The sequence below is a fragment of the Streptomyces sp. F001 genome (assembly GCF_004187715.1).
Classification (GTDB): domain Bacteria; phylum Actinomycetota; class Actinomycetes; order Streptomycetales; family Streptomycetaceae; genus Streptomyces; species Streptomyces flavusporus.
On the sequence record NZ_QZWF01000005.1, the window covers coordinates 287352 to 313853 of the forward strand.

Here is a 26502-nt window from a genome sequence, read left to right on the forward strand (position 1 = left end):
ACCACGAATGCCATGCCGCCAAAGCGACAAAAGCCCCCGGATCCGCTCCGGGGGCTTGTCGCCGGTACGCCGAGTGCCTACGGCACGACTACGGCAGGTTCCGCGCCATCACGATCCGCTGGACCTGATTCGTGCCCTCATAAATCTGCGTGATCTTCGCGTCGCGCATCATCCGCTCGACCGGATAGTCACGGGTGTAGCCGTAGCCGCCGAGCAGCTGGACGGCGTCCGTGGTGACCTCCATTGCCACGTCCGAGGCGAAGCACTTGGCGGCGGCACCCTGGAAGGTGAGGCCGCTGTCGCCCCGCTCCGACTTGGCGGCCGCCGCGTAGGTGAGCTGGCGGGCGGCCTCGATCTTCATCGCCATGTCGGCGAGCATGAACTGGATGCCCTGGAAGTCGGCGATCGGCTTGCCGAACTGCTTGCGCTCCTGGACGTAGCCCTTGGCGTAGTCGAGGGCACCCTGGGCGATACCGAGGGCCTGGGCGGCGATGGTGATGCGGGTGTGGTCGAGGGTCTTCATCGCCGTCGCGAAGCCGGTACCCTCCTCGCCGATCATGCGGTCCGCGGGGATGCGGACGTTGTCGAGGTAGACCTCGCGGGTCGGGGAGCCCTTGATGCCGAGCTTCTTCTCGGGGGCGCCGAAGGAGACGCCCTCGTCGGACTTCTCGACGACGAACGCCGAGATGCCCTTGGAGCGCTTGGACGGGTCCGTGACCGCCATGACGGTGTAGTACTCGCTCACGCCCGCGTTGGTGATCCAGCGCTTCACGCCGTTGAGGACGTAGTGGTCGCCGTCGCGGACCGCCTTCGTCTTCATGCCGGCGGCGTCGGAGCCGGCGTCCGGCTCGGAGAGGCAGTACGAGAACATCGCGTCGCCCTTGGCGAGCGAGGTCATGTACTTCTTCTTCAGCTCCTCGGAGCCGGAGAGGATCACGGGCAGGGAGCCGAGCTTGTTCACGGCGGGGATGAGGGAGGAGCTCGCGCAGACGCGGGCCACCTCCTCGATGACTATCACCGTGGCCAGCGCGTCGGCGCCCGCGCCGCCGTACTCCTCGGGGACGTGCACGGCGTGCAGGTCGTTCGCGACCAGGGCGTCGAGCGCCTCCTGCGGGAAGCGGGCCTCCTCGTCCACCGCGGCGGCGAACGGCGCGATCTTCGCCTCGGCCAGCGAGCGGACGGCGTCACGGAGCATGTCGTGCTCCTCGGACGGGCGGTACAGGTCGAAGTCAGCCGATCCGGCCAAGGTCTCTCACGCTCCAAAACGCTGCGATGGTGGCGCTAACTACCGTTAAGTAACCCAAATTTTATGGGGTCGCCCACTCGAGTGATACGTGAGCTTGGCGACAGCGGGAAAGTTGCCCGGTGAAGCACGTTCTCATGCCCCGGCTATGCTCGGGCGCGCACCGCCCTGCCGTAGACCTCTGGAGCACCCATGGCCCTCAAGATCACCGTGATCGGTACCGGTTATCTCGGCGCCACGCACGCCGCGGCCATGGCCGAACTCGGCTTCGAGGTGCTCGGCCTGGACGTCGTGCCTGAGAAGATCGAGATGCTCCGGCGCGGTGAGGTCCCGATGTACGAGCCGGGTCTCGAGGAGCTGCTGCGCAAGCACGTCGTCGGGATCGAGGGATCCAGCGGGCGGCTGCGGTTCACCACGGACTACGCGGAGGTCGCCGCGTTCGGCGATGTGCACTTCGTGTGTGTGAACACTCCGCAGAAGCACGGCGAGTACGCCTGCGACATGTCGTACGTCGACTCCGCGTTCGCCTCTCTCGCCCCGCATCTGACCGGTCCGGCCCTGGTCGTCGGCAAGTCGACCGTGCCCGTGGGCTCCGCCGACCGCCTCGCCGCCTACCTCGCCGAGCACGCGCCGGCCGGTGCGGACGCCGAGCTGGCCTGGAATCCGGAGTTCCTGCGCGAGGGCTTCGCCGTGCAGGACACGCTGCGCCCGGACCGGATCGTGGTCGGCGTGGTCAGTGACCGGGCCGAGAAGCTGCTGCGGGAGGTGTATGCCACGCCGGTCGCCGAGGGCTCGCCCTTCGTCGTCACCGACTTCCCGACCGCCGAGCTGGTGAAGACCTCCGCGAACTCCTTCCTCGCCACGAAGATCTCGTTCATCAACGCCATGGCGGAGGTGTGCGAGGCCGCCGGTGGCGATGTCGCCAAGCTCGCCGAGGCGATCGGGTACGACGACCGGATCGGGAAGAAGTTTCTGCGGGCCGGGATCGGCTTCGGCGGCGGCTGTCTGCCGAAGGACATCCGGGCGTTCATGGCGCGGGCCGGTGAGCTGGGCGCCGACCAGGCGCTGACGTTCCTGCGCGAGATCGACTCGATCAACATGCGCCAGCGTGGCCAGATGGTGGAGCTGGCCCGGCAGGCGCTGGGCGGCGGCCCCTTCCTGGGCAAGCGGGTCGCGGTGCTCGGCGCGACGTTCAAGCCGGACTCCGACGACGTACGGGACTCGCCCGCGCTCAATGTGGCCGGGCAGATCCATCTGCAGGGCGGGCAGGTGACGGTGTACGACCCGAAGGGCATGGACAACGCCCGCCGGATCTTCCCGACACTGGGCTACGCCGACTCCGCGCAGGAGGCGGTGCGCGGCGCGGACGTCGTACTGCACCTGACGGAGTGGCGGGAGTTCCGCGAGCTGGACCCGGCGGCGCTGGGCGAGGCCGTCAAGGCCCGCGTGATCCTGGACGGGCGCAATGCCCTCGACCCGGAGCTGTGGCGGCGGGCCGGCTGGACGTACCGGGCGATGGGCCGCCCGACCGCGTAGCGCACGGCGACGCCGGTTCGGCCGAGGCTCAGTCGGCCGAACCGGCGTCTTCCCGCATTCTGCACCACGCGCGGGGGCCGCACGCCCGCTTCCCCGGGTACGGTTGACGCCCGCCAGGCGGGGGCACCCGTTCTGTCGCTGCGCCTGCCGAGCCCGGAGGTGAGGTCCATGGCGCCCGTGGCACGCCTGCTCAACGTCGTCCTCGACTGCCCCGACCCGCGCGCACTCGCCCGCTTCTACGCCGAGATCATCGGCGGCACCCCCGACGACGAGGAGCACGACTGGGTGGTGCTCCAGGTCCCCGGCGGTCCGCGGCTCGCCTTCCAGCGGTCGGAGGGCCACACCCCGCCGGAGTGGCCGCGCGCCGACCGGAACGCGCAGCAGTTCCACCTCGACCTCGACGCCGGCTCCACCTGGGAGCAGGTCGACCTGGTCGAGAAGCGGGTGCTGGGGCTGGGCGCCCGCGTCCTGGACTCGGAGGACTACGAGACCAAGGACTTCCGGGTGTACGCCGATCCGGCGGGGCATCCGTTCTGCCTCTGCCGGATCGAGCACCCGTAGGAGCCGTAAGGCGGCCTATCCGTCCAGGTCCTCCAGGGTGGCGTTCGACGGGGAGCGTCTCGCCTTGAGCTCTCGTGCCACGTCCTCCGCCGCGCCCAGCACCCGTACCGCGTTCTGCCAGGTCAGCTTGGCCAGGTCGGACTTCGACCAGCCGCGGTCGAGGAGCTCGGCGATGAGGTTCGGGTAGCCGGAGACGTCGCTGAGGCCGTCGGGGGTGAAGGCCGTGCCGTCGTAGTCGCCGCCGATGCCGAGGTGGTCGATGCCGGCGACCTCGCGCATGTGGTCCAGGTGGTCGGCGACGGTGGCCACCGTGGCGACCGGGCGCGGATTGCGTTCCTCGAAGGCGTGGTGGACCTTCATCGCCTCGGCGGTGGTGTCGAGGTGGTGGAAGCCGTGCGCGCGCATGTTGTCGTCCGCCGCGGCCGTCCAGTCGACGGCGGCCTGGAGCACGAACTTCGGTACGAAGGTCACCATGGCCATGCCGCCGTTGCCGGGCAGCCGTTCCAGCACGTCGTCGGGGATGTTGCGGGGGTGGTCGCACACCGCGCGCGAGGAGGAGTGGGAGAAGATGACCGGCGCCAGGGAGGCGTCCAGCGCGTCCCGCATGGTCGTCGCCGCCACGTGCGAGAGGTCGACGAGCATGCCCTCGCGGTTCATCTCCCGCACCACCGCCCGGCCGAAGGCCGACAGGCCGCCGACGCCCGGCTTGTCCGTCGCCGAGTCGGCCCACGCCACGTTGTCGTTGTGCGTGAGGGTCATGTAGCGGACGCCGAGTGCGTACAACTGCCGTAGTGTGCCGAGGGAGTTGGCGATGGAGTGGCCGCCCTCCGCGCCCATCAGCGACGCGATACGCCCTTCCGCACGCGCCGCCTCCATGTCCGCGGCCGTCAGCGCGGGCGCCAGGTCGCGCGGGTAGCGGGCGAGCAACTGCCGTACGCAGTCGATCTGTTCCAGCGTCGCGGGCACCGGGTCGGGCAGGTCCGAGCGGACATACACCGACCAGTACTGCGCGCCGACCCCGCCCGCCCGCAGCCGCGGGATGTCGGTGTGCAGGTGGGCGCCCTGGGGGACGGCGATGTCCCGGGCGTCGAGGTCGTAGCGGACCTGCTCACGCAGCGCCCAGGGCAGGTCGTTGTGCCCGTCGATCACCGGGAACTCGCGCAGCAGTTCCCGGGCTTCGTCCAGCGCGGTCATCGCCGTACCCTCCCGTCAGTTGCCGAAGCCGAAGCCGCTCGCCGCACCCTCGACCTTGGCGCGCAGACGCTTGCCCTTCTCGGTGGCCTGGTCGTTCAGCTCCTGCTGGAACTCCCGCATACGGGTGAGGAGTTCGTCGTCGTGGGCGGCGAGGATACGAGCCGCGAGCAGGCCGGCGTTGCGGGCACCGGCGACGGAGACGGTCGCGACCGGGACACCGGCCGGCATCTGCACGATGGACAGCAGCGAGTCCATGCCGTCGAGGTACTTCAGCGGCACGGGGACGCCGATGACCGGCAGCGGGGTGACCGAGGCGAGCATGCCGGGCAGATGGGCGGCGCCGCCCGCGCCCGCGATGATCACCTTCAGTCCGCGGTCGGCGGCCTGCTCGCCGTACGCGACCATCTCGCGCGGCATACGGTGCGCGGAGACGACGTCGACCTCGTAGTCGATCTCGAACTCGTCGAGGGCCTTGGCGGCGGCCTCCATGACGGGCCAGTCGGAGTCCGACCCCATGACGATGCCAACGACTGGGCTCATTCGGTGATCGTGCCTCTCAGGTATCCGGCAGCGTGACGGGCGCGCTCCAGCACGTCGTCCAGGTCGTCGCCGTAGGTGTTGACGTGGCCGACCTTGCGGCCGGGCTTCACGTCCTTGCCGTACATGTGGATCTTCAGTTTGGGGTCGCGGGCCATGCAGTGCAGGTACGCGGAGTACATGTCGGGGTAGTCGCCGCCGAGGACGTTGACCATGACGGTCCACCTGGCGCGCGGGCGCGGGTCGCCGAGCGGGAGGTCGAGGACGGCCCGGACGTGGTTGGCGAACTGAGAGGTGATCGCGCCGTCCTGGGTCCAGTGGCCCGAGTTGTGCGGGCGCATCGCCAGTTCGTTGACGAGGATGCGGCCGTCGCGGGTCTGGAACAGCTCGACGGCGAGGTGGCCGACGACGTCCAGCTCCTTGGCGATGCGCAGGGCGAGCTCCTCCGCCTGCAGGGCGAGGGCCTCGTCGAGGTCGGGGGCCGGGGCGATGACCGTGTCGCAGACGCCGTCCACCTGGCGGGACTCGACCACAGGGTACGCAACCGCCTGACCGTGCGGGGAGCGGACGACGTTCGCCGCGAGCTCCCGCACGAAGTCGACCTTCTCCTCGGCAAGCACGGGCACACCCGCCTTGAAGGGGGCCTCGGCCTCCTCGACGGAGTCGACCACCCATACGCCCTTGCCGTCGTAGCCGCCGCGAACGGTCTTGAGGACGACAGGGAAACCGTCGCCCTCCCCCGCGAACGAAGCGACGTCCTGCGGGTCGCTCACGAGGCGGTGCCGTGGGCAGGGCACGCCGATCGCGTCGAGCCTGGCGCGCATCACACCCTTGTCCTGGGCGTGCTGGAGCGCGTCCGGGCCCGGGCGCACGGGGATGCCGTCCGCCTCCAGGGCCCGGAGGTGCTCGGTGGGTACGTGCTCGTGATCGAAGGTGATCACGTCACAACCGCGTGCGAAGGCGCGCAGCGTGTCGAGGTCGCGATAGTCGCCGATGACGACTTCGCTCACGACCTGCGCCGCGGAATCCTGAGGGGTGTCACTGAGGAGCTTGAACCTGATGCCCAACGGGATGCCCGCCTCGTGTGTCATACGAGCGAGCTGACCCCCGCCGACCATGCCGACTACCGGGAACGTCACGCCCCCAGGGTATCGGCCGCGCCAGGTCGGCCGGATTCCGCCTCTTTCCGCACCGGTTCCCGGCCGGTTCCGGCCTCTCTCGTCACGGTGAGCTCTTCCACAAGCGATCACAGAATGGCGGTGGTTAGCATGGTTGGGCTGACGACACCGACGAGTGGGGGCCTGCACGGCCATGGGACGTGGTTCATCGGGGCTCCGACCGGCGCCCCCCAGCGCGCTGCGGCAGCGCATCGAACGGCTCGTGCGTGAGGTCGCCAAGTTCGGCGCGGTGGGTGGGGCGGGACTGCTCGTCAATCTCCTCGTGTTCAACCTGGTACGGCATGTGACCGGCCTCCAGGTGGTGCGCGCCAGCGTGATCGCGACGGTCGTGGCGATCGCCTTCAACTACGTCGGCTTCCGCTACTTCACGTACCGCGACCGCGACAAGAGCGGCCGTACGAAGGAGATGTCGCTGTTCGGGCTGTTCAGCGCGGTCGGCCTGGTGATCGAGAACGGCGTGCTGTACACGGCGACGTACGGTTTCGACTGGGACAGCCCGCTGCAGAGCAACATCTTCAAGTTCCTCGGCATCGGCATCGCGACGCTGTTCCGCTTCTGGTCCTACCGCACCTGGGTGTTCCGCGCGCTCCCGGGCCGGGAGGCGATCGTCGACGCGGAATCGTTCCTGGAGGCGGAACGAGCCCGGCCTCCGCAGCGCGCCCGCGTCTGACGCGCCCCGAAAGGGGCGCGGGGCTGTATCGACCTGCGGCTCCTCCCCCACCGTGGGCGCGACCAGCCACAACGCACCCGCAGGCGGCGTACGGACTCAGCGGACCGTCCGGTCCCCGTCCCCCTTCTTCTTCACCGGTGTCCGTGACAGGAACAGGCCGAACACCGGAGGCTTGGCCTGGAGCATTTCCAGGCGGCCGCCGTCGGCCTCCGCCAGGTCGCGGGCCACGGCCAGGCCGATGCCCGTGGAGTTGTGGCCGCTGATCGTCCGCTCGAAGATCCGGGCGCCCAGGTCGGCCGGGACGCCGGGACCCTCGTCGGTGACTTCGATGACCGCCTGGTTGCCGGTGACGCGGGTGCGCAGCGCCACCGTGCCGCCGCCGTGCATGAGGGAGTTCTCGATCAGCGCCGCCAGCACCTGCGCGACCGCGCCCGGCGTGCCCACCGCCTGGAGGTGCCGTTTGCCGGAGCTGACGATGGCGCGGCCGGCGCTGCGGTAGGCCGGGCGCCACTCGGCGACCTGCTGCTGGATGACCTCGTCGAGGTCGAAGGTGACGGCGGAGCCGGTGCGCGGGTCGCGGGAGTTGGTCAGCAGCCGCTCGACGACGTCCGTGAGGCGTTCCACCTGCGTGAGCGCGATGGTCGCCTCCTCCTTCACGGTGTCCGGGTCGTCGGTGAGGGTGATCTCCTCCAGGCGCATGGACAGCGCGGTGAGCGGGGTGCGCAGCTGGTGGGAGGCGTCGGCGGCCAGCCGGCGCTCCGCCGTGAGCATGCGGGCGATGCGCTCGGCGGAGGCGTCGAGAACGTCGGCGACGCGGTCCAGCTCGGGGACGCCGTACCGCTTGCGGCGGGGCCGGGGGTCGCCGGAGCCGAGGCGTTCGGCGGTTTCGGCGAGGTCGGTGAGCGGTGAGGCGAGGTGGTTGGCCTGGCGCAGGGCGAGCAGCACCGCGGCGATCACGGCCAGCAGCGCCACCGCCCCGATGATCATCAGCGTCCGGCCGACCTCCCGGGTCACCGCCGAGCGCGGCTCCTGGACGGTGACCGTCTCGCCCTCCTCGCCGGTGCGCGTCGCCTCGATGACGTCGCCCGAGGGCTTCTCGCCGACCTCGATCGGCTTCTGGCCGGGGATACGGACGACCGCGTACCGTTCGTCGCCGACCTGGTCGGCGAGTATCTCCGAGGTGATCTGCTCGGCGCCGAGGATCCGGCTGTCCACGATGCTGGCCAGCTGCACGGCCTCGGACTCCACGCGCTCCTGGGCGGTGGTGCTGATCGTCTTGGTCTCGACCACGACGAGGGAGACGCCGAAGACGGCGATCACGACGAGCACCACGGCGAGCGTGGACTGGATCAGTCGACGGCGCATTTTTCTTACTTACTTGTAGGGAAAGCTGTAGCTCGGCCTCATGTGGAAGCCGCGGCTCAGCTCTTCTCGAAACGGAAGCCCACCCCGCGCACGGTCGCGATGTACCGGGGGTTGGCCGCGTCGTCGCCCAGCTTCTTGCGCAGCCAGGAGATGTGCATGTCGAGGGTCTTGGTGGACGACCACCAGGTGGTGTCCCAGACCTCGCGCATCAGCTGGTCGCGGGTGACCACCCGCCCGGCGTCCCGGACCAGGACCCGCAGCAGGTCGAACTCCTTGGCGGTGAGCTGGAGCTCTTCCTCGCCCATCCAGGCGCGGTGCGACTCGACGTCGATGCGCACGCCGTGCGTGGCGGGCGGCTGCTGGGGCTCGGCGGCGCCGCGCCGCAGCAGGGCCCGGACCCGGGCGAGCAGCTCGGCCAGCCGGAACGGCTTGGTGACGTAGTCGTCGGCGCCCGCGTCGAGCCCGACGACGGTGTCGACCTCGTCGGCGCGTGCGGTCAGGATCAGGATCGGCACGGTGTGGCCTTCGGCACGCAGTCGGCGGGCCACCTCGAGACCGTCCATCCCGGGCAGGCCGAGGTCCAGCACGACCAGGTCGACGCCGCCCTGGAGTCCTGCGTCGAGCGCGGTGGGGCCGTCCTGACGCACCTCGACCTCGTAGCCCTCCCGGCGCAGCGCACGAGCCAGCGGTTCCGAGATGGCAGCGTCGTCCTCGGCGAGCAGTACTCGGGTCATGAGGAGATGGTAGTCCGCGCCCGACAAGTGCCGGAGGCCGATCGCAGGGCCCGGATTCTTACCTTCGGGCGTACTGGTACGAACCTATGACTGAAGGGTGCGATCCTGGAAAGGACCTTCGAATGGGTGCCTGCGGTTCCACCGACACCTGTGATCCCTGTCTCAAGTCCTTCCATATCCGGTAGTGTCATGACGTATGGTGATGGAACGCCTGTAACACCCAGGACCTTCGGCGAAGTGACGCTGAGGGTCCGTTTTGTGTGAGGAATGACCTGTGGCCGGGCCCTTGCGCGCACCACGCGCGGGGCGTGGATCCCGGTGGGCGCCGTCCACCGTTCCGTGATCCGGAGCGGACTCCCCGTGGGCGTGGGGCGGACGGGCGCCCCCGCCGGTGCCGGCCGCCCCCCACCGGGCGCGCATCGCTCTTCGAGCGCGTCCCGACCAGCAAGGATCGACCATGGCGTCCAGCCTGACGAAGGACTCGGCCTCCCCGGGCAACCCCGGCTCCGAGAAGACCTTCTTCGGCCACCCCCGCGGTATGGCCACGCTTTTCATGACGGAGATGTGGGAGCGCTTCTCCTGGTACGGAATGCGCGGCATTCTCGTCCTCTACTTGATCGCGGGTGTCCTCGACGGCCCCCTGGCGGGCCGGGAGGCCCTGGCCGCCTCGATCTACGGTGTGTACAACGCGGTCGTGTACATGGCCGCCATGCCGGGCGGCTGGGTCGCGGACCGCCTCTGGGGTGCCCGCAAGGCCGTGCTGGTCGGCGGCATCGTCATCGCCCTGGGCCACTTCACGCTGGCGATCCCCTCCGACGCCGCCTTCTTCTGCGGTCTCGGCCTGATCGCGATCGGCACCGGTCTGCTGAAGCCGAACATCTCCGCGATGGTCGGTGGCCTCTACGAGGGCCAGCCCAGCGCCCGCCGCGACGCCGGCTTCACGCTCTTCTACATGGCGATCAACATCGGCGGCATGGCCGCCCCGCTGGTCGTCGGTTACCTCGGCGAGAACGTCAACTGGCACCTCGGCTTCGGTGTCGCCGGTATCGGTATGACCCTCGCCGTGATCCAGTACGTCCTCGGCGGCCGCCACCTCGGCGACATCGGCAAGCAGCCCGGCACCCCGGCCTCCCCGGAGGAGAAGCGCGCCGTGCTGCGCAAGGTCGCGTTGTGGAGTGGCATCGCCGTCGCGGCGCTGGTCCTGGACATCGCGCTGGGTACGTACGACATCGAGCACATTGTCAACGTGCTCGCGGTCCTCGGCATTGTGATCCCGATCGTCTACTTCGTGACGATGTACCGGAACCCGGCCCTGACCAGCGAGGACAAGCCCAAGATCCAGGCCTTCGCCTGGTTCTTCGCCACCGCCGTGCTGTTCTGGATGATCTACGACCAGTCCGGTTCGCTGCTGACGATCTTCGCGGACACCAAGACCGACCGTACGATCGGCGGCTGGGAGTTCCCGGCGTCCTGGTACCAGTCCGTGAACCCGGCCATGGTCATCGTGCTCGCCCCGCTCTTCGCCGCTCTGTGGGTGAAGTTGGCCCAGCGCAACCGTGAGCCCAGCACGCCCATGAAGTTCGCCCTGGCGATGCTCCTCATCGGTGGCTCGTTCGGCATCATGGGCCTGGCCGGCGCCGCCGCCGCGAACAGCGACACCGGCAAGGTCACCGTCTTCTGGCTGCTGAGCGTCTACCTGGTGCAGACCCTCGGCGAGATGTGCCTGTCGCCGGTGGGCCTGTCCCTGTCGACGAAGCTGGCGCCGAAGCAGTTCGTGGGCCAGATCATGGGTCTGTGGTTCCTGGCCACCGCGACGGGCAATGCCCTCAACGGCTGGACCACCAAGCTCAACGCGCCGCTGGGCGACGCGGTCTACTACACGATGTGGGCCATCATCGCCGTCGCGGCCGGACTGGCCTTCATGACGGCGGGCCGCAAGATCCGCGCGCTCATGGGCGATGTGAAGTAGCCGTACGCCCCTGGGAAGGGCCGCCGCACCCCACGGTGCGGCGGCCCTTCCGCGTCAGCGCACCCGCCGTCCCGGCAGGAACGTGAGCACCGCGCCGCCCAGCAGGATCACCGTGCCCGCCACCAGGCCGAGAGCCTTCAGGCCGCCGTGGTCCTCGGCGCCTGTCTCGGCGAGGCCGCCGTCGGGAGAGGTGCCGCCCGACGTGCCGCCGGATGTCGAACCGCCGCCGGAGGCACCGCCTGCCTGTTCGGTGGTGTCCAGGGTCAGCGAGACCTCGGTCTTGGCCGGTGTGCACGTGGTGGTGGTGCCCAGCGCCTCGATCGTCAGAACGCCGGGGGACAGGGTGGACTCACCGCTCGCGCCCGGCTTGTAGGTGCCGGTCAGGTCGGGGATCTCGATCGGGTCACCCGCCTTGATGGCCTCGGGGTTGGTGGGGCCCTCGACATGGACCGTGCCCGTGTCGGCACCGCCGAGCACCACCTCCATGGACGGCTTGACCGAGTCCTTCGGGATGTCGGCCGGGCTGTCCATCACCGACTTCTTGAACTGCACGGTGAGGTCGAAACTCCCGCCGTCCTTCTTCGCGTTGATCTGCACCGGCGAGGTCGCGTTCTTGTCGCCGATGGGCGTCTTGCACTCGTAGGGGACCTGGACCTCCTTGCCGGTGAAGTCGGTCTGGCCGCCGCCTCCGCCGCCCGTGCCCGACGAACTGCCTCCGCCCGTCTCGCTCTCGCTGGGCGTCGGCGTCGGCGTCGGGCTCGACGACCCCGTCGGCAGACCGGTCGGCACACTCGTCGGCAGTGTCGGGACGACGGTCGGCAGGCCTCCCGTCGTACCGCCCGAAGTCCCGCCCCCGTCCGTCACCTTGATGGTCGCCGCCGGCTGCACCGTCTCCTTCGGGGAGCACTTGGTGTCCGTCGAGATCGGCTTGTTTACGTTGATGTTGTACGCGTCCGGGGTCAGGGACACCTCGCCCGGCGCCGTCAGCTTCAGTCTGCCCTTCATGTCGGACAGCTTCATGTCGCTGTTCTTGGGGATCGGCGGATTCTGCCGGGGCCCCTCCATCGCGACCTCGGCCGTCTGCGCGCCGGCCGCCTTCAGCGTGCCGGTCGGCTGGACCGTGTCCTTCTCCAGATCGAGGATGTCGGGGTTCTTGGACGCCGCCTGGACGAACTTCCAGACGATCTCCACCTCGTCCCCGACCTTCGCCTCCGCGGGGGCGGTGATCTCCACCTTCGTCGTCCCCTGGACCGGCGGCAGCCCGGAGATCGAGGGCGGGATGCACTCGGTCGCGTACGACACCTCCGCGGCCTGCGCGGGCCCGGCGGCCACGCCGAGCAGGACACCCGCCCCGCCCAGCATCAGGGCGACGCCCACCGCTGACGTTCTGCTTCCCCGAGGACGACCACGTCGGCCGACCGGTGTGACTCTCCTTCTCTCGCTCACGTCGTTCCCTTCCTGGAGGGAGTCGTAGGACTCGTCGGGCTGTCGTCGTGCGGTGCGGAGAGCCGACCGGCCGTGCCCGGATCGGCGTCCGGGGTGAACCACGGCAGGGTCGAGGTCGATACGGGCGCCTGCTCGCGCGAGGTCAACCGCGGCAGGCGCAAGGTGAGTTCGGGCAGTCGCAGGCCCCGGTGACGGGCGCCGCCCGGCCGGGGTGGGCGGACCCGGTCCACCACGGCCATCCCGATGCGGAACACCGCGGCCGGTACGACCAGGCACACCAGGACCCAGAACAGGGTCACGCCCCACGGCCGGCCCACGCCCCAGGGCTGCTCGGCGAGCACCTTGCCGCCGTACTTCAGCGAGACGGTGTAGTCGCCGTGCGCCCCGGCCGCCAGCTCCACCGGCAGCCTGATCTGCGCCTTGCGGCCGGGCTCGATGGTGCCCCGCCACTGCTGCTCCTCCCACTGCGGGGCGAACACACCGTGCGAGGTGCCGACCTGGAAGACCGGGTTCCTGATCGCCGAGGTGCCGACGTTGCCGACGGTGAAGACGAGGGTGCGGGCGGGGGGCGCCCCGAACCAGGTGAGCAGTCCGCTGGAGCCGTCCAGCCGGGTGTCGTTGAGCACCGACAGCCGGCCACCCGCCGGTTCCGCGGGCAGCGGTTCGACGGCGTGCCCGGCGACCTGGAAGATCGCGTCGGCCTGCGCCTTCGCCCCGGTCACGGTGGCGACGTGCACCACGCACGGGCACGGCACCGGCGGCTCGGCGACCGGCAGCTCCTTGCGGAAGCGGCCCTCGGCGTCGGTCGTGACGGCCCGGCCGTCGGCGTTGGCGCAGGAGTTGGTGCCGCCGATCACGCCCCGGGACGGCACCGACTGCCCGCAGACCAGGATCATCAGCAGCGCCCGCTCCCGCCACCCGCTGCCGGTCACGGTGACCGAACCGCCGGTTCCTGTCTGGGACTTGGACAGCTTCACGGTGGGCCCGTCGGCGGCAGTGGCCGGCGCGAGGGGCACGAGGAGCAGCGCAAGTGCCGCAATCAGCACAGGGATCCGCGTCTTCACCGCATCGCTCCCGTCAACTCGGCCTGGTCCCACTGGTGTTCCGGCTCACTCTCGGTCGTACGACGCCTTCGACGTCGTACGACCGCCCCGGCCGCCGCTACGACGATCAGCGCGCCGACCCCTGCCACGCCGCCCCATGGCACGAACCGCGCCGACGCCTGCGCCGTGTCGCGCGCGCCGCCCGCCGCGGTCACCGTCAGCCGGACGTCCACCGCGTCCAGGGCGGGCCGGTCGGGCCACGGTTCGTCGAGCCGCACCCGGTGGCCGGGCGGCAGCTGGAGCGGCAGGGTGCGCGGGGACCGGTCGAGGACGGTGCCGAGGACGCCGTCGGCGTGCACGGCGAGGGTCGGTACGAGGACCGTCGTACCCCGGTTGACCAGGTCGTACGTGATGCGGTCACCGTCCACGGCCAGGTGCTCGACGGTCAGCGCGGACAGCGTCGGACCGTCGGTGCGCAGCCGCAGGGGGACGGACCGGGAGCGGCCGTCGCCGTCGCGTACGACGATCGTGCCCGCGCGGTCCTCCGGCACGGCCCCCTCGGGAACGGTCACGGTGAACGGGATGTCGGCGCGGGTACGGGCGGGCACGCGCACCTCGGCGTCGGCGAAGGTGACCGGGACACCGGTGCCGCGCAGCCGTACGGTGACCGGGCGTCCGGCACGGTTGGTCACGGACACCGTGTCCTGCAGGGCGGTTCCGGGCGTGCCCTCGGCGTAGAAGGACGGGCGGCCGCCGCCGGCGGGCGCGACGGACCAGCCGCCGGCAGCGGTCGCCGTCGGGGCGGCGCACAGCAGGGCGAGGAGGGACAGGCACACGGCACGGGCGGCATACGACATCGGCGGCTCCCTCAACGCCTCGTTGAGAAGCGGCGGCGGGTGGCAATCAAGCAGGTGCGGCGCGGAGCGCCTCGTTGAGGGGCGGGGGTCGGTGACGGGTGGGCAGGTGCGGCGCGGAGCGCCTCGTTGAGGGGCGGGGTCGGTGACGTGGCAGGTGCGGCGCGGAGCGCCTCGTTGAGGGGGGTCGGGTGACGATCAAGCAGGTGCGGCGCGGAGCGCCTCGTTGAGGGGCGGGGTCGGGTGACGATCAAGCAGGTGCGGCGCGGAGCGCCTCGTTGAGGGCGGGGTCGGGTGACGGGCGGCATACCGGCACGGTCAGCGGCGGACGCGTACCGCCTGGTTCCGGCGTGTCAGCCACAGCGCGCCCGCCGCGCCCGCGAGCAGGACCGTTCCGCCGAGCGTGCCGAGGGCGATCGCGGAGTCCTCGGGGCCGGTCTGCGGGAGCTCGGCTCCGGAGTCGCTGCCGCTCTGGGTGCCGGTCGAGCCACCGCCGGCCGCCGCCGTGACCTCGAGGGTCAGGGACGGTCCGGGATCGTTGCTGGGCGTGCAGGTGGTGGTCGTACCGAGGGCCTTGATGGTGAGTACGCCCGCCGTGAAGGTGACCTTGCCCGTCTTCTTCGGGGTGTAGGTGCCGGACAGGTCGTTGATCTTGATCGGGGTGTCGGCGGGGATCGCTTCCTGGTTGGCGGGGCCGGTGACCTTCATGGTGCCGCTGTCGGCGCCGCCGAGTTCGATGGTGGCGCTCGGGTTCATCGCACCCTTGCCCAGTTCGACGGGGCTGGAGGAGACGCCCTTCTGCCAGGACATGGTGATCTTGTAGCCGCTGCCGCTCTTGACGCCCTTGATGTCGATCGGCGAGACGGCACTCTTGTCACCGATCGGCGTCTTGCACTGGTAGTTGACGTCGACGACCTCGGCGTGGGCCGTCGGGGCGGCGAGCAGCACCGCCGAGCCGGCCAGGGCCGCGGCGGACGCGAGCGCGGCGGTTCGTTTCCGGTACGACATCGTCCCCTCATTCCTGACGGCACATCAGATCGGCCGTCAAGGTACGCCCGGGGAGTTGAGGAGGGAAGACGCGGAGCACGCCGGAGTTGTGACGATCCGGCGTGCGTGTGGTGACGTACGAAGAGGGGTTCGAACCCCGGGTAACCCCAGACGGGCGTTACGCGGGCGCTCCGAGTTCGGCCCACACCGTCTTGCCTGCGACGCCGGGCGTGCGCACGACCCCCCAGTCCAGGCACAGGCGCTGGACGATGAACATGCCATGGCCGCCGGGACGGCCGGCGCGGTGCGGGGTGCGCGGGGCCGGCTGCCCCGTCCCCCGGTCGGAGACCTCGATACGGATCACCTTGTTGTCGCAGGCGATCCACATCCCGTCCGGGCCCTCCGCATGGAGACACGCGTTGGTGACCAGCTCGGAGACGACGAGCAGCACGTCCTCGGCGGCGGCCCGCTGGTCCGCGGTGGCGGCCGGCAGCCAGCCCCACGCGTACAGCGCCTGGCGGGCGAAGTCGCGGGCGAGCGGGACGACGCCGCTCGCGCCGTCGAAACTCAGCCTGCGGGCCTGAGGCCCCGCCGACGACACGGACGCCCCGGCCCCTGACGCGCCCCCCTCGGACGCCCCGGAAGCACCGCTGGGCTCCGGGCCGCGGTCGCCCGGCGAGTAGGACCGGGTGGTGCTCATCAGCGCTTCACCTCACCGATTCACCGGTTCACGTTTCAAGAGTGCTTTCCGAACACGCGGTGTGCTCAGTGTTCGGTACTCAGTGTGGGTCACACGGTCGGCACGGGTACACACGGCCCGTACACCGCACGCGGGAAAGTGACCGGTTCGCCCGGTCCGCCGTGCCACCCCCGTCATGATTGCCGCCGACATGTTCAGGATGTCTCCTGCCCGGCCCGACCGTCGGGACACCCCCTTGTTCGGCACGACCGGCGCGCTCAGTCGGACTCGTCCTCACCGGCCAGGGCTGCCTCCACCGAATCGTGGACGGTGAAGACCGCCTCGGCTCCGGTGATCTCGAAGACGCGGGCCACCACGGGCTGCATGCCCGCCAGATGCACCCCGCCCCCGGCGGCCTCGGCCTTGAGCCGGGCACCCAGCAGCACGTTGAGCCCGGTGGAGTCGCAGAACTCCAGCCGGGAACAGTCGACGACAAGCCGGCTGAAACCCTTGGCAAGGCATTCCTCGAGTGGTTCACGCAACAGATCGGCAGTGTGGTGATCCAACTCACCTGCCGGAGTCACGACGGCGCTGGGGCCCTCTTCCCGCACCTCCACCAGAAGCCGGCCCGACTGTGCGCTGCCGACCGTCCCGTGGTCCATGCCGTCTCTCTCCCGAGGTCGTGGCTGCTGACGTTTGCCCTCGAACACTACGCCTTCCCTTCGCCCTTCGACAGCCGAACATCCGCCCAGAAACGGACATTTCCACACAGAGCGGACTTGCGATCGGCTCGGGAAAGCGGGTAGGGCTAGTAGAGACACGCAACCGACACGGCCGGCTTTGGAGGCGCCGCACACCGCAGTGCACGTACTGGCTTCGGCAGCCATATGCCGAGAACGATGGAGGACATCATGTCACCCCGGCTCGACGCATCGCATACCCGGACGGCGACGTCGACACCCCCTCCGGAACATCTGGATCCCATCGAGCACAACGGCGATCACTCCGGCACACTCGCCGTCAGGGACGACGTACTCGCCCTGCAGGACGACGTACTCGCCGGACTTCCGGAGATCCCCCCGTACGACGAGGTCGGCCCCGTCGATGCACGGGCCCTGTCCAAGACCCTCTTCGAGCGGCTGGAATCCCTCGAGGAAGGCACACACGAGTACTCGTACGTCCGCAACACGCTCGTCGAACTCAACCTCGCCCTGGTCAAGTTCGCCGCCTCCCGGTTCCGCTCCCGCAGCGAACCGATGGAGGACATCATCCAGGTCGGCACGATCGGCCTGATCAAGGCGATCGACCGCTTCGAACTCAGCCGCGGCGTCGAGTTCCCGACCTTCGCGATGCCCACCATCGTGGGCGAGATCAAGCGCTTCTTCCGCGACACCTCGTGGTCGGTGCGCGTGCCGCGCCGGTTGCAGGAACTCCGCCTCGACCTGGCCAAGGCCGGTGACGAACTGGCCCAGCAGCTGGACCGCGCCCCCACGGTGGGGGAACTGGCCGAGCGCCTCGGTATCTCCCACGACGAGGTCGTCGAGGGCATGGCCGCGTCGAACGCGTACACCGCCTCGTCGCTGGACGCCCAGCCCGAGGAGGACGACAGCGAGGGTGCGCTCGCGGACCGGATCGGCTACGAGGACCACGGGCTCGAAGGCATCGAGTACGTCGAGTCGTTGAAGCCGCTGATCGCCGAACTCCCGCACCGGGACCGGAAGATCCTCTCCCTCCGCTTCGTCGCCAACATGACCCAGTCCGAGATCGGCGAAGAACTCGGTATCTCGCAGATGCACGTGTCGCGGCTGCTGTCACGCACGCTGGGGCGACTGCGCAAGGCGCTGACGGTCGAGGAGTGACGACCGTCCCGCAGTAAGCAACGGCTCGTCGTCCGGCGCCTTCCGGGGCGCCGGACGAGCCATGCCCGGAAACCTCTCGGTTACCGGGTTGTTGGCGGAAAGACCTCCCCACGGGCCGCCTTCCACCACTATGGTCACCCGCAAACTGGCCGGTACGTCAGGGATCTTGACCTGTCACGGGGTCACGAGGAGGCGGGTGGATGGCTCGGGCCGACGGGACCGGCAAGGATGCCGGAGCGGCACCGCACTCCGGCGCGTCCGACGCACGGCTGACGGAACTGCTGCGCGCCGACACCGCCACCGCGTATCCGGCCCTCCAGGAACTGCGTGCCCGCCACCGCGCATCGGTTCTCGCCTACGCCCGGCTGTGCACGACGAGCGAGTCCACCGCCCGGCAGCTCGCGGCACAGGCCTTCACGCTCGCGGCCCGCGAGACGGCCCGCGGCACCGACCCCGCCGTGCCGTTGCGGCACCACCTCCTGCTGCTCACTGTGCGGGTGGCCACGGACTGGGCCGCGGACGAACGGTCCGCCGGTCTCGACGCGGGTCTGCTGCTGGTCCTGAACACGGCAGGCCCGGTGGGCCCCGTCCCGCCCATGCTCGCGGCGTACCAGTCCCTGCCGTCCCGCACCCAGGGACAGCTCTGGTACGCGATGGTGGAGCAGGAACCCGACGAGCGCACGGCCACCCTGCTCGGCCGCACCCGCGAGGACGTGACATACGGCACAGAACCGGCCCTCCAGGCGTTGGGCCGGGCCTGTCTGACGTCCCGGCTCGTGGCCTCCGACGACCCGCACTGCCGGGACTTCCGCCGGCTCATCGAGGAGGCGGTACGGCCCGACGGCCCACGCCACAGCCCCGACCTGGACGCCCACATGGCGCGCTGCGTGCACTGCGCCACGGCGTACGAGGAGCTGACCGCCCTGCGCGACTCCCCGCGCACCGCGCTGGCCGAGGGGCTGCTGCCGTGGGCGGGCACGGCGTACGTCACACGCGACGGCGAGCCGGGCGTCCACCTCCGTATCCGGCAACGGAACCGGCCGCCCTACCGCCGCCTCGCGCTGACCTCCGCGGTACTCGGCGCGGTCCTGGTGCCGCTGCTGGTCGTCCTGCTCGCACCGGGCGAGACTGTCTCCCAGGACAGGACCGACCCCGGCCCCGTCACCACACCGGTGGCCCCGCCCCCCGTAACGGTCACGGCGACGGTGTCGGCAAGTCCGCCGACGCCCACCACGAAGTCCCCGTCACCGACGAGGAGTTCGACCCCGCCGCACACTCCGAGCCCGAAGCCCTCCCCCACGCCTCCGCCGACCCATCCGCCGAGCGGCTCCTACGCCCAGGTCGTGAACGTCGCCTCCGGGCTGTGCCTGGACATCCGCGACGGGGTGATGGAGAAGGGCACGGATGTCGTCACGGCGCCGTGCGGCGCGTCTTCTACGCAGCGGTGGCGGGTCGATGCGGGACGGGGTGTCGTCCAGTCGGCCGCCGACCCCGACTACTGCCTGGACAGCCGCGGCTCCACCGACAAGGGCGTGGGCATCTGGGAGTGCGCGTCGGTCGACGGGAGCAACGGGCAGAACCTGAAGTTCGCGGTGGGCGGTGACGGGGTGATCCGTCCGGCGGTCGCGGTCGAGACGGCGGTGACACCGGACGGGGACGGCGGCCTGGCGCTGCTGCCGGTGAACGGGGGAAGCGGACAGCGGTGGCGGGCGGGCGCGCCGTGAACTGACCGGATGGTGATCGCCGACACCGGTGTTCACCTGCTCATGACTACGCTGCCCCTCCGCTTCGCACCAGGAGGAGTACCCATGAGCAGCGCCGCGGCCCGCCTCGGCCGACTGGCCGATCTTCCCGTCCTGCTGGTCGCGGTGGTGTGGGGCTCCAGCTACCTCGCCGCCAAGGAAGTCACCACGGCGCAGACCGTGCTGGCCGTGCTGGTGCTGCGGTTCGCCGTGGCGCTGCCCGTTCTCGTGGTGGCGGGGTGGCGGCGGCTGCGGGCGCTGAGCGCCGTTCAGACACGCGGCGCGGGGGTGCTGGGGCTGATCCTCGCCGGGATCTTCCTGCTGGAGACGTACGGCGTGGTGCACACCTCGGCGACGAACGCGGGGCTGATCATCAGCCTCACCATGGTGTTCACGCCGCTCGCGGAGAGCCGGGTGCGCGGGACGCGGCTGCCGGGCTCCTTCATGGCGGCCGCGGCGGTGTCGGTGCTCGGCGTCGCGCTGCTGACCCAGGGCGCCGGGTTCACCGCCCCGTCCGTGGGCGATCTGCTGATGCTGGGGGCCGCCGTCGCCCGTACCGTGCATGTGCTCGCCATGGCACGCATGGGCTCCGTGCGCGGCGCCGACGCCCTGTCGCTGACCACGGTCCAGCTGGGTGGCGCGGTGGTGGTGTTCGGCGTGCTCTTCGCGCTGCCGGGGACGGGGGCGTCGCCGTGGACGGCCGCGGCGGACTTCGGTGTCGGGGACTGGCTGGGGCTGCTGTACCTGTCCGCGTTCTGCACGCTGTTCGCGTTCTTCGTGCAGATGTGGGCGGTCCGGCGTACCTCGCCGTCCCGGGTGAGCCTGCTGCTCGGCACGGAGCCGGTGTGGGCGGCGGCCGTGGGCATCGCCCTGGCCGGGGACCGGCCGGGGTGGCTGGGCTGGTGGGCGCGGTGCTGGTCCTCGTGGGCACGGCCTGGGGGCGAGTGGTGGCCGATCGGGGGCAGGCGGCGGAGGCTTCCGTTCCGGTGGCTTCCACACCGGCTGCCGGGGCCGCTCCCGCAGGGCGTACCGAGTCCGGGGAAGCCGCCGAGTCCGCGAGGGCCGGGGCCCCTGCAACCTAGGGCCGGCGGATCATGCCGGAATCGCGGGGCGCGCCTGGCGCCGGGCGCAGGTCGCTCAGACCAGCCGCTCGCCCCGCCGCCACACGCCGGTGACCAGGGGCACGCCGGGCCGGTAGGACAGGTGCACATGGCTCGGCGCGTCGAGGAGGACGAGGTCGGCGCGGGCGCCCGGGGTGAGCCGGCCGATGTCGTCGCGGCGGAGGGCTGCCGCGCCGCCCGCCGTGGCCGACCAGACCGCCTCGTCCGGCGTCATCCCCATGTCCCGTACCGCGAGCGCGATGCAGAAGGGGACGGAGGAGGTGAACGACGAGCCCGGGTTGCAGTCGGTGGAGAGGGCGACGGTGACGCCCGCGTCGAGAAGGCGGCGGGCGTTCGGCCACTCGGCGCGGGTGGAGAACTCGGCACCGGGGAGGAGGGTGGCGACGGTGTTGCCGTTCGCGAGGGCGTCCACGTCCGCGTCCGTCAGGTGGGTGCAGTGGTCGGCGCTGGCGGCGTCCAGTTCGACGGCGAGCTGGACTCCGGGGCCGTACGACAGCTGGTTGGCGTGGACGCGGGGGTGCAGGCCCTTGGCCTTGCCCGCGGTGAGGATCGTGCGGGCCTGGTCGCCGTCGAAGGCGCCCTTCTCGCAGAAGACGTCGATCCAACGGGCGTGCGGGACGCAGGCGTCGAGCATCTCGCCGGTGACCAGGGCGACATAGGCGGCGGGGTCGTCGGCGTAGTCCGGGGAGACGATGTGGGCGCCGAGGTAGGTGACCTCGTCGGTGTGGGCGGCGGCGATGCGCAGGGCGCGGGACTCGTCCTCGACGGTCAGGCCGTAGCCGGACTTCGTCTCGAACGTGGTGGTGCCCTGGCGGAGGGCCTCTTCGAGGTAACGGGTGAGGTTCGCCTCGAGTTCCTCGTCGCTCGCGGCCCGGGTGGCGGCGACCGTCGTACGGATGCCGCCCGCACTGTACGGCCGCCCCGACATCCGGGCGTTGAACTCCTGCGTCCGGTCGCCCGCGAAGACGAGGTGGGAGTGGGAGTCGACGAAGCCGGGGATGACCGCCCGGCCGGCTGCGTCGACCCGATTGTCAGTGGCGGGTGCTTTGCTTTGATCACCGGTCCACACGACGCGGTCGCCTTCGATGACGACGGCCGCGTCCTGGATCAGTCCGAGGGGGGAATTGTCACCGGAGGAGGGGTCGTTGGTGACCAGGGCGGCGATGTTGGTGATGAGCGTGCTTGCGGTGCTCGCGGAGTGGGCGGGGCTGACGGTCGTCGCGTTGCTCATGGCGTCCTTGCTGGCCTGGTCGGCGGTGGGGTCGGGTTCGGGGGCGGAGGCGGGCCGCTCGGGTGGGCGGCCCGGCGTCATCCGCGCAGGGCTTCGACGGCGTCCGCGAGGGCTTTCGGCACATCCGGTACGAGAGTGTGAACCCCGTCCCGTACGACGTGCCGACCGCCCACGACCGTATGCGACACGTCTGCTGCCGACGCAGCGAATACGGCCGTCTCGGCCCCGAGCCGCGGAAGCGGCCCTGCCGTCCTGACCGAGTCGAGCGCGATCGTCGCGAAGTCGGCGCGTGCACCCGGCTCCAGGGTGCCCGCGTCGTCCCAGCCGAGGGCCGCGTGGCCGTCGGCCGAGGCCGCCCGCAGCAGGGCCGCCGCCGTCCAGTGACCTCGCGTACGGGTGCGCAGCCGCTCGTTCAGCTCCATCGCGCGCGCCTCTTCCAGCAGGTCGATCACGGCGTGGCTGTCGGAGCCGAGGGAGAGCGGGGAGCCTTCGTTCTGCAGGGCGACGGCCGGCCCGATGCCGTCCGCGAGGTCCCGCTCGGTCGTCGGGCACATACAGGTGCCGGTGCCGCTGCCACCGATGAGGGAGATGTCCTCGGCGGTGAGGTGGGTGTTGTGGACGCCGGTGGTACGCGGCCCGAGCACGCCGTGCAGGGCGAGGAGCTGCGTCGGGGTGCAGCCGTGGACTTCCAGGCACGCCTCGTTCTCGGCGGTCTGCTCGGACAGATGCACATGGAGCGGGGCCCGCCGCTCCTCGGCCCACCGCGCCACCGTTGCCAACTGGTCGGCGGGCACGGCCCGTACGGAGTGAATCGCCGCCCCGATCCGCGCATGATCCCGTTCCTTGAGAACTGAACAGCGTTCCGCCCAGGCTTCCGCGCTGCCGTCGGAGAAACGGAGCTGGTGGGCGTTGGGGGGCTGTCCGAAGCCGGAGGACAGGTAGGCGGTGTCGAGGAGGGTGATACGGATGCCGGCTTCGGCGGCGGCTGCGATCAGGGCCTCGCCCATGGCGTTGGGGTCGGCGTACGGGGTGCCACCCGGGGCGTGGTGGACGTAGTGGAACTCGCCGACCGCGGTGATCCCCGCCAGTGCCATCTCGGCGTACACGGCGCGGGCGAGGGCGTGATAGGTCTCCGGGGTCAGCCTGTCGGCGAACGAGTACATGACCTCGCGCCAGGTCCAGAAGGTCCCGGAGCCGACCTGGACGGTGCCGCGCAGGGCGCGGTGGAAGGCGTGCGAGTGCGCGTTCGCGAGACCGGGGAGGTGAGCCCGCGGAGGATCTCGGCGCCGGGGGGCGGGGTGGGGACGTCGGTGCGGAGGGCGGTGATACGGCCGTCGTCCGTGTCCACGGCCACGCCCGGCTCGACGTGCGTGCCGAGCCAGGCGTGCTCCAGCCAGTACGTCTGCGTCTGCGTCACGAGCAGGCCAGCCCTTCCAGTACGTCGGCGAGTGCGGTCACCCCGGCCACGCAGTCGTCCTCGGCCGCGAACTCGGCCGGGGAGTGCGAGACGCCCGTGGGGTTGCGCACGAACAGCATGGCGGTCGGGATGCTCCCGGAGAGGATCCCGGCGTCGTGTCCGGCACCAGTACCCAGGACGGGGACCGTGAGGTCGGGGTCCTTGCCGAGGATGCGGGCCAGTTCGTCGCGCAGGGCGTGGTCGAACTCCACGACGGGTGTGAAGGACTCCCGGACGACGTCGAGGTCGACGCCGTGCGCGGCGGCGTACTCACGGGCAGCCTTCTCGACGCCGCCGACCACCGCGTCGAGGCTCGTCTGGTCGGCGGCGCGGGAGTCGAGCCAGCCGCGCACCAGAGAGGGAATGGCGTTGACGCCGTTGGGCTCGACGGCAATCTTGCCGAAGGTGGCGACGGCACCGGCGAGCTGCGCCTCCCGGCGGGCGGCCAGCACGGTCTCGGCGTACGACAGCATGGGGTCACGCCGGTCCACCAGCCGCGTGGTCCCCGCGTGGTTGGCCTCGCCCCGGAAGTCGAACCGCCACCGCCCGTGCGGCCAGATGGCGCCGGCGATGCCCACCCGGTCGCCGGACAGATCCAGCGCCCGCCCCTGCTCGACGTGCAGCTCGACGAAGGCACCGATGCGCGCAAGCCGCTCCGGGTCCGGTCCGATGGCACCGGGGTCGTACCCGGCGGCCTCCATGGCCTGCGGCAACGTGACCCCGTCGCCGTCGGTCAGCCGATGCGCCTGCTCGACAGTGAGCTGCCCGGCGGTCAGCCGCGACCCGACGCAGGCGAGCCCGAAGCGGGCGCCCTCCTCGTCACCGAAGTTGACGATGGCGAGGGGCTTGGTGAACCGGGCGTTGCGGTGGCGCAGTTCGTCGAGCGCGGCGAAGGAGGAGACGACCCCGAGGGGCCCGTCGAAGGCCCCGCCATCGGGCACGGAGTCCAGATGCGACCCGGTGACGACGGCGTCCCCTTGGGCGGGGTCCCCGAGCCATGCCCACTGGTTGCCGTTCCGGTCGACTTCGTACGTCAGCCCACGCGACTCCGTCTGCGCCTTGAACCACTCCCGACACTCACCATCAGCACCGGTCCAGGCGAAGCGCCGGTAGCCACCGGTATCGGGATGCCGACCGATGGGACGCAACTCGCGCCACATCTCATGAAACGAGCCGCCCTGGCCCCGTACAGGCTGTGGGCAGTCGTTCCGCAGGGCGATGGGGGTCCCCCCGCTCGAACGAAGTTGAGAGTGGGGGCGGGTGGGCACAGCCGGACCCGCACCCGGCGACGAGACCTCATCCCCCACCGGACGGTTGCCGCGCCCGCCTTGCTCCTGGATCACGCGTCGTCACCCTCACGCATCGGCACCCGCACGCCCCGCTCCCCCGCCACCGACTCCGCAATGTCGTACCCGGCGTCCACATGCCGGATCACGCCCATGCCCGGGTCGTTCGTCAGCACGCGCCGGATCTTCTCGCCCGCCAGTGCCGTGCCGTCCGCCACCGTCACCTGCCCCGCATGGATCGACCGCCCCATGCCGACGCCGCCCCCGTGGTGAATGGACACCCAGGACGCGCCCGACGCCACGTTCACCATCGCGTTCAGCAGCGGCCAGTCGGCAATCGCGTCGGACCCGTCCAGCATCGCCTCGGTCTCCCGGTACGGGGAGGCGACGGAACCGCAGTCGAGGTGGTCGCGTCCGATGACGATCGGCGCGGCCAGCTCACCGCTCGCGACCATGTCGTTGAACCGCTCACCGGCCTTGTCGCGCTCGCCGTAGCCGAGCCAGCAGATACGGGCCGGGAGTCCCTGGAAGTGGACCCGCTCCCCCGCCATCTTGATCCAGCGGGCCAGGGACTCGTTCTCCGGGAAGAGCTCCAGGACCGCCTTGTCGGTCTTCGCGATGTCGGAGGCCTCGCCGGACAGCGCGGCCCAGCGGAAGGGACCCTTGCCCTCGCAGAACAGCGGCCGGATGTACGCGGGGACGAAGCCGGGGAAGGCGAACGCCCGGTCGTACCCGGCGAGTTGGGCCTCACCGCGGATGGAGTTGCCGTAGTCGAAGACCTCCGCTCCGGCGTCCATGAAGCCGACCATGGCCTCGACGTGCCGGGCCATGGACTCACGCGCGCGGGTGGTGAAACCGGCCGGGTCCTTCGCCGCGTACGACGCCATGTCGTCGAAGTCGACGCCCAGCGGCAGGTACGCCAGCGGGTCGTGGGCCGAGGTCTGGTCGGTGACGATGTCGATGGGCGCGCCCTCGGCGAGCATGCGCGGCAGCAGCTCCGCCGCGTTGCCGAGCAGGCCGATGGACAGCGGGCGCCGGGCGTCACGGGCCTCGACGGCCAGCTGGAGGGCGTGCTCCAGCGAGTCGGCGCGCACGTCGAGGTACCGGTGCTCGATGCGCCGCTCGATGGCCCGCGGGTCGCAGTCGATGCAGATGGCCACACCGTCGTTCATGGTCACGGCGAGCGGCTGGGCGCCGCCCATGCCGCCGAGGCCGGCGGTGAGGGTGATCGTCCCGGCGAGAGTGCCGTTGAACTTCTTCGCGGCGACGGCGGCGAAGGTCTCGTAGGTGCCCTGGAGGATGCCCTGGGTGCCGATGTAGATCCAGGAGCCGGCGGTCATCTGGCCGTACATGGTCAGGCCCAGCTGCTCCAGGCGCCGGAACTCCTCCCAGTTGGCCCAGTCGCCGACGAGGTTGGAGTTGGCGATGAGGACGCGCGGGGCCCACTCGTGGGTCTGCATGACGCCGACCGGGCGACCGGACTGGACGAGCATCGTCTCGTCCTGCTTGAGGGTCCTCAGCGTGCGGACCATCGCGTCGAAGGAGCGCCAGTCACGCGCCGCCTTGCCGGTCCCGCCGTACACGACGAGTTTGTCGGGGTGCTCGGCGACCTCCGGGTCGAGGTTGTTCTGCAGCATCCGCAGAGCGGCTTCCTGCTGCCATCCCAGGGCGCTCGGTTCCGTACCGCGCGGCGCTCGTACGGGGCGGGGTCCTGACATGGTCTGCCTCCTGGTGGATTGCTCCCGGCGGATTGTTGCTGCGGTTATTCACATCCTGACTTTCTGAATAGACCTAGTCAATACCTTGGCCCC

At 70.8% G+C, this 26502-nt stretch carries 21 protein-coding genes and 2 pseudogenes; 7 read left to right on the forward strand and 16 right to left on the reverse strand.

Features of this window, described 5'->3' with window-relative positions:
• Nucleotides 1-88: 88 nt before the first annotated feature.
• Nucleotides 89-1246 (reverse strand): acyl-CoA dehydrogenase, encoded by a 1158-nt coding sequence (locus tag StrepF001_RS21455; RefSeq protein ID WP_129799845.1) that lies wholly within the window; start codon nt 1244-1246, stop codon nt 89-91.
• 189 nt (nt 1247-1435) lie between these two features.
• Here StrepF001_RS21455 and StrepF001_RS21460 point away from each other — a divergent pair, with 189 nt between their 5' ends.
• Nucleotides 1436-2779, forward strand: a complete 1344-nt coding sequence (locus StrepF001_RS21460; RefSeq protein WP_129799846.1) for a UDP-glucose/GDP-mannose dehydrogenase family protein — start codon at nt 1436-1438, stop codon at nt 2777-2779.
• A 168-nt stretch (nt 2780-2947) separates the two neighbouring features.
• On the forward strand, nt 2948-3340 hold the full coding sequence (locus StrepF001_RS21465; RefSeq protein WP_129799847.1) for a VOC family protein: 393 nt from the start codon (nt 2948-2950) through the stop codon (nt 3338-3340).
• Nucleotides 3341-3355: 15 nt separating this feature from the next.
• Here the strand turns inward: StrepF001_RS21465 and StrepF001_RS21470 are convergent, their stop codons facing one another.
• Genes StrepF001_RS21470 through StrepF001_RS21480 form a run of 3 tightly spaced genes read right to left on the reverse strand, consistent with a single transcriptional unit; the run spans nt 3356 to nt 6210 of the window.
• A complete protein-coding gene (locus StrepF001_RS21470) occupies nt 3356-4534 on the reverse strand; it encodes a dipeptidase (protein WP_129799848.1) in 1179 nt (392 codons plus the stop codon).
• Nucleotides 4535-4549: 15 nt separating this feature from the next.
• Nucleotides 4550-5074, reverse strand: a complete 525-nt coding sequence (gene purE / locus StrepF001_RS21475) for a 5-(carboxyamino)imidazole ribonucleotide mutase (protein ID WP_129799849.1) — start codon at nt 5072-5074, stop codon at nt 4550-4552.
• Nucleotides 5071-6210 carry a 5-(carboxyamino)imidazole ribonucleotide synthase gene (locus StrepF001_RS21480; protein WP_129799850.1) on the reverse strand — a complete coding sequence of 380 codons (1140 nt, stop codon included), beginning with the start codon at nt 6208-6210 and terminating at the stop codon, nt 5071-5073. Before StrepF001_RS21480 ends, purE begins: the two co-directional genes overlap by 4 nt.
• A gap of 172 nt (nt 6211-6382) precedes the next feature.
• Between StrepF001_RS21480 and StrepF001_RS21485 the strand changes: the two genes are divergently transcribed.
• Nucleotides 6383-6919, forward strand: coding sequence for a GtrA family protein (locus tag StrepF001_RS21485; RefSeq protein ID WP_129799851.1), 537 nt, complete (start codon nt 6383-6385; stop codon nt 6917-6919).
• A gap of 96 nt (nt 6920-7015) precedes the next feature.
• Here the strand turns inward: StrepF001_RS21485 and StrepF001_RS21490 are convergent, their stop codons facing one another.
• On the reverse strand, nt 7016-8284 hold the full coding sequence (locus tag StrepF001_RS21490; RefSeq protein ID WP_129799852.1) for an ATP-binding protein: 1269 nt from the start codon (nt 8282-8284) through the stop codon (nt 7016-7018).
• A 56-nt stretch (nt 8285-8340) separates the two neighbouring features.
• Entirely contained in the window at nt 8341-9018 is a 678-nt protein-coding gene (locus StrepF001_RS21495; RefSeq protein ID WP_129799853.1) for a response regulator transcription factor, read from the reverse strand.
• A 457-nt stretch (nt 9019-9475) separates the two neighbouring features.
• On the opposite strand from StrepF001_RS21495, the gene StrepF001_RS21500 reads away from it, so the two are divergent.
• Complete coding sequence (locus StrepF001_RS21500) at nt 9476-10987, forward strand: peptide MFS transporter (RefSeq protein WP_129799854.1); 1512 nt, start codon at nt 9476-9478, stop codon at nt 10985-10987.
• A gap of 54 nt (nt 10988-11041) precedes the next feature.
• On the opposite strand, the gene StrepF001_RS21505 is transcribed toward StrepF001_RS21500, so the two are convergent.
• The 6 genes from StrepF001_RS21505 to StrepF001_RS21530 form a co-directional block, all read right to left on the reverse strand.
• On the reverse strand, nt 11042-12349 hold the full coding sequence (locus tag StrepF001_RS21505; RefSeq protein ID WP_129800083.1) for a hypothetical protein: 1308 nt from the start codon (nt 12347-12349) through the stop codon (nt 11042-11044).
• 80 nt (nt 12350-12429) lie between these two features.
• Nucleotides 12430-13497: a hypothetical protein gene (locus StrepF001_RS21510; RefSeq protein ID WP_129799855.1), complete on the reverse strand. Its 1068-nt coding sequence runs from the start codon at nt 13495-13497 to the stop codon at nt 12430-12432.
• Nucleotides 13494-14333 (reverse strand): hypothetical protein, encoded by an 840-nt coding sequence (locus StrepF001_RS21515; protein ID WP_129799856.1) that lies wholly within the window; start codon nt 14331-14333, stop codon nt 13494-13496. The genes StrepF001_RS21510 and StrepF001_RS21515 overlap by 4 nt, the downstream gene beginning before the upstream one ends.
• 315 nt (nt 14334-14648) lie before the next feature.
• The gene (locus StrepF001_RS21520; RefSeq protein WP_129799857.1) at nt 14649-15338 is read right to left on the reverse strand and encodes an LPXTG cell wall anchor domain-containing protein; all 690 of its coding nucleotides are present in this window, start codon (nt 15336-15338) and stop codon (nt 14649-14651) included.
• Between the two features lie 157 nt (nt 15339-15495).
• Nucleotides 15496-16017 carry an ATP-binding protein gene (locus StrepF001_RS21525; RefSeq protein ID WP_129799858.1) on the reverse strand — a complete coding sequence of 174 codons (522 nt, stop codon included), beginning with the start codon at nt 16015-16017 and terminating at the stop codon, nt 15496-15498.
• A gap of 257 nt (nt 16018-16274) precedes the next feature.
• The gene (locus StrepF001_RS21530; RefSeq protein WP_129799859.1) at nt 16275-16658 is read right to left on the reverse strand and encodes an STAS domain-containing protein; all 384 of its coding nucleotides are present in this window, start codon (nt 16656-16658) and stop codon (nt 16275-16277) included.
• Between the two features lie 249 nt (nt 16659-16907).
• Here StrepF001_RS21530 and StrepF001_RS21535 point away from each other — a divergent pair, with 249 nt between their 5' ends.
• The 3 genes and pseudogenes from StrepF001_RS21535 to StrepF001_RS21545 all read left to right on the forward strand — a co-directional run bounded on the left by StrepF001_RS21535 (nt 16908) and on the right by StrepF001_RS21545 (nt 20679).
• Nucleotides 16908-17855 carry an RNA polymerase sigma factor SigF gene (locus StrepF001_RS21535; protein WP_129799860.1) on the forward strand — a complete coding sequence of 316 codons (948 nt, stop codon included), beginning with the start codon at nt 16908-16910 and terminating at the stop codon, nt 17853-17855.
• A 200-nt stretch (nt 17856-18055) separates the two neighbouring features.
• On the forward strand, nt 18056-19579 hold the full coding sequence (locus StrepF001_RS21540; protein WP_129799861.1) for an RICIN domain-containing protein: 1524 nt from the start codon (nt 18056-18058) through the stop codon (nt 19577-19579).
• 84 nt (nt 19580-19663) lie between these two features.
• Nucleotides 19664-20679, forward strand: a pseudogene (locus StrepF001_RS21545) (DMT family transporter).
• Nucleotides 20680-20734: 55 nt separating this feature from the next.
• Here the strand turns inward: StrepF001_RS21545 and hutI are convergent.
• From hutI to hutU, 4 genes and pseudogenes are all read right to left on the reverse strand, one after another.
• Nucleotides 20735-22030: an imidazolonepropionase gene (gene hutI / locus StrepF001_RS21550; protein ID WP_129799862.1), complete on the reverse strand. Its 1296-nt coding sequence runs from the start codon at nt 22028-22030 to the stop codon at nt 20735-20737.
• Nucleotides 22027-23366 (reverse strand): annotated as a pseudogene (locus tag StrepF001_RS21555) (formimidoylglutamate deiminase). Before StrepF001_RS21555 ends, hutI begins: the two are co-directional and overlap by 4 nt.
• Complete coding sequence (locus tag StrepF001_RS21560) at nt 23363-24565, reverse strand: allantoate amidohydrolase (RefSeq protein ID WP_206306903.1); 1203 nt, start codon at nt 24563-24565, stop codon at nt 23363-23365. Before StrepF001_RS21560 ends, StrepF001_RS21555 begins: the two are co-directional and overlap by 4 nt.
• 179 nt (nt 24566-24744) lie before the next feature.
• Complete coding sequence (gene hutU, locus StrepF001_RS21565; RefSeq protein ID WP_129799863.1) at nt 24745-26409, reverse strand: urocanate hydratase; 1665 nt, start codon at nt 26407-26409, stop codon at nt 24745-24747.
• Nucleotides 26410-26502: the final 93 nt, after the last annotated feature.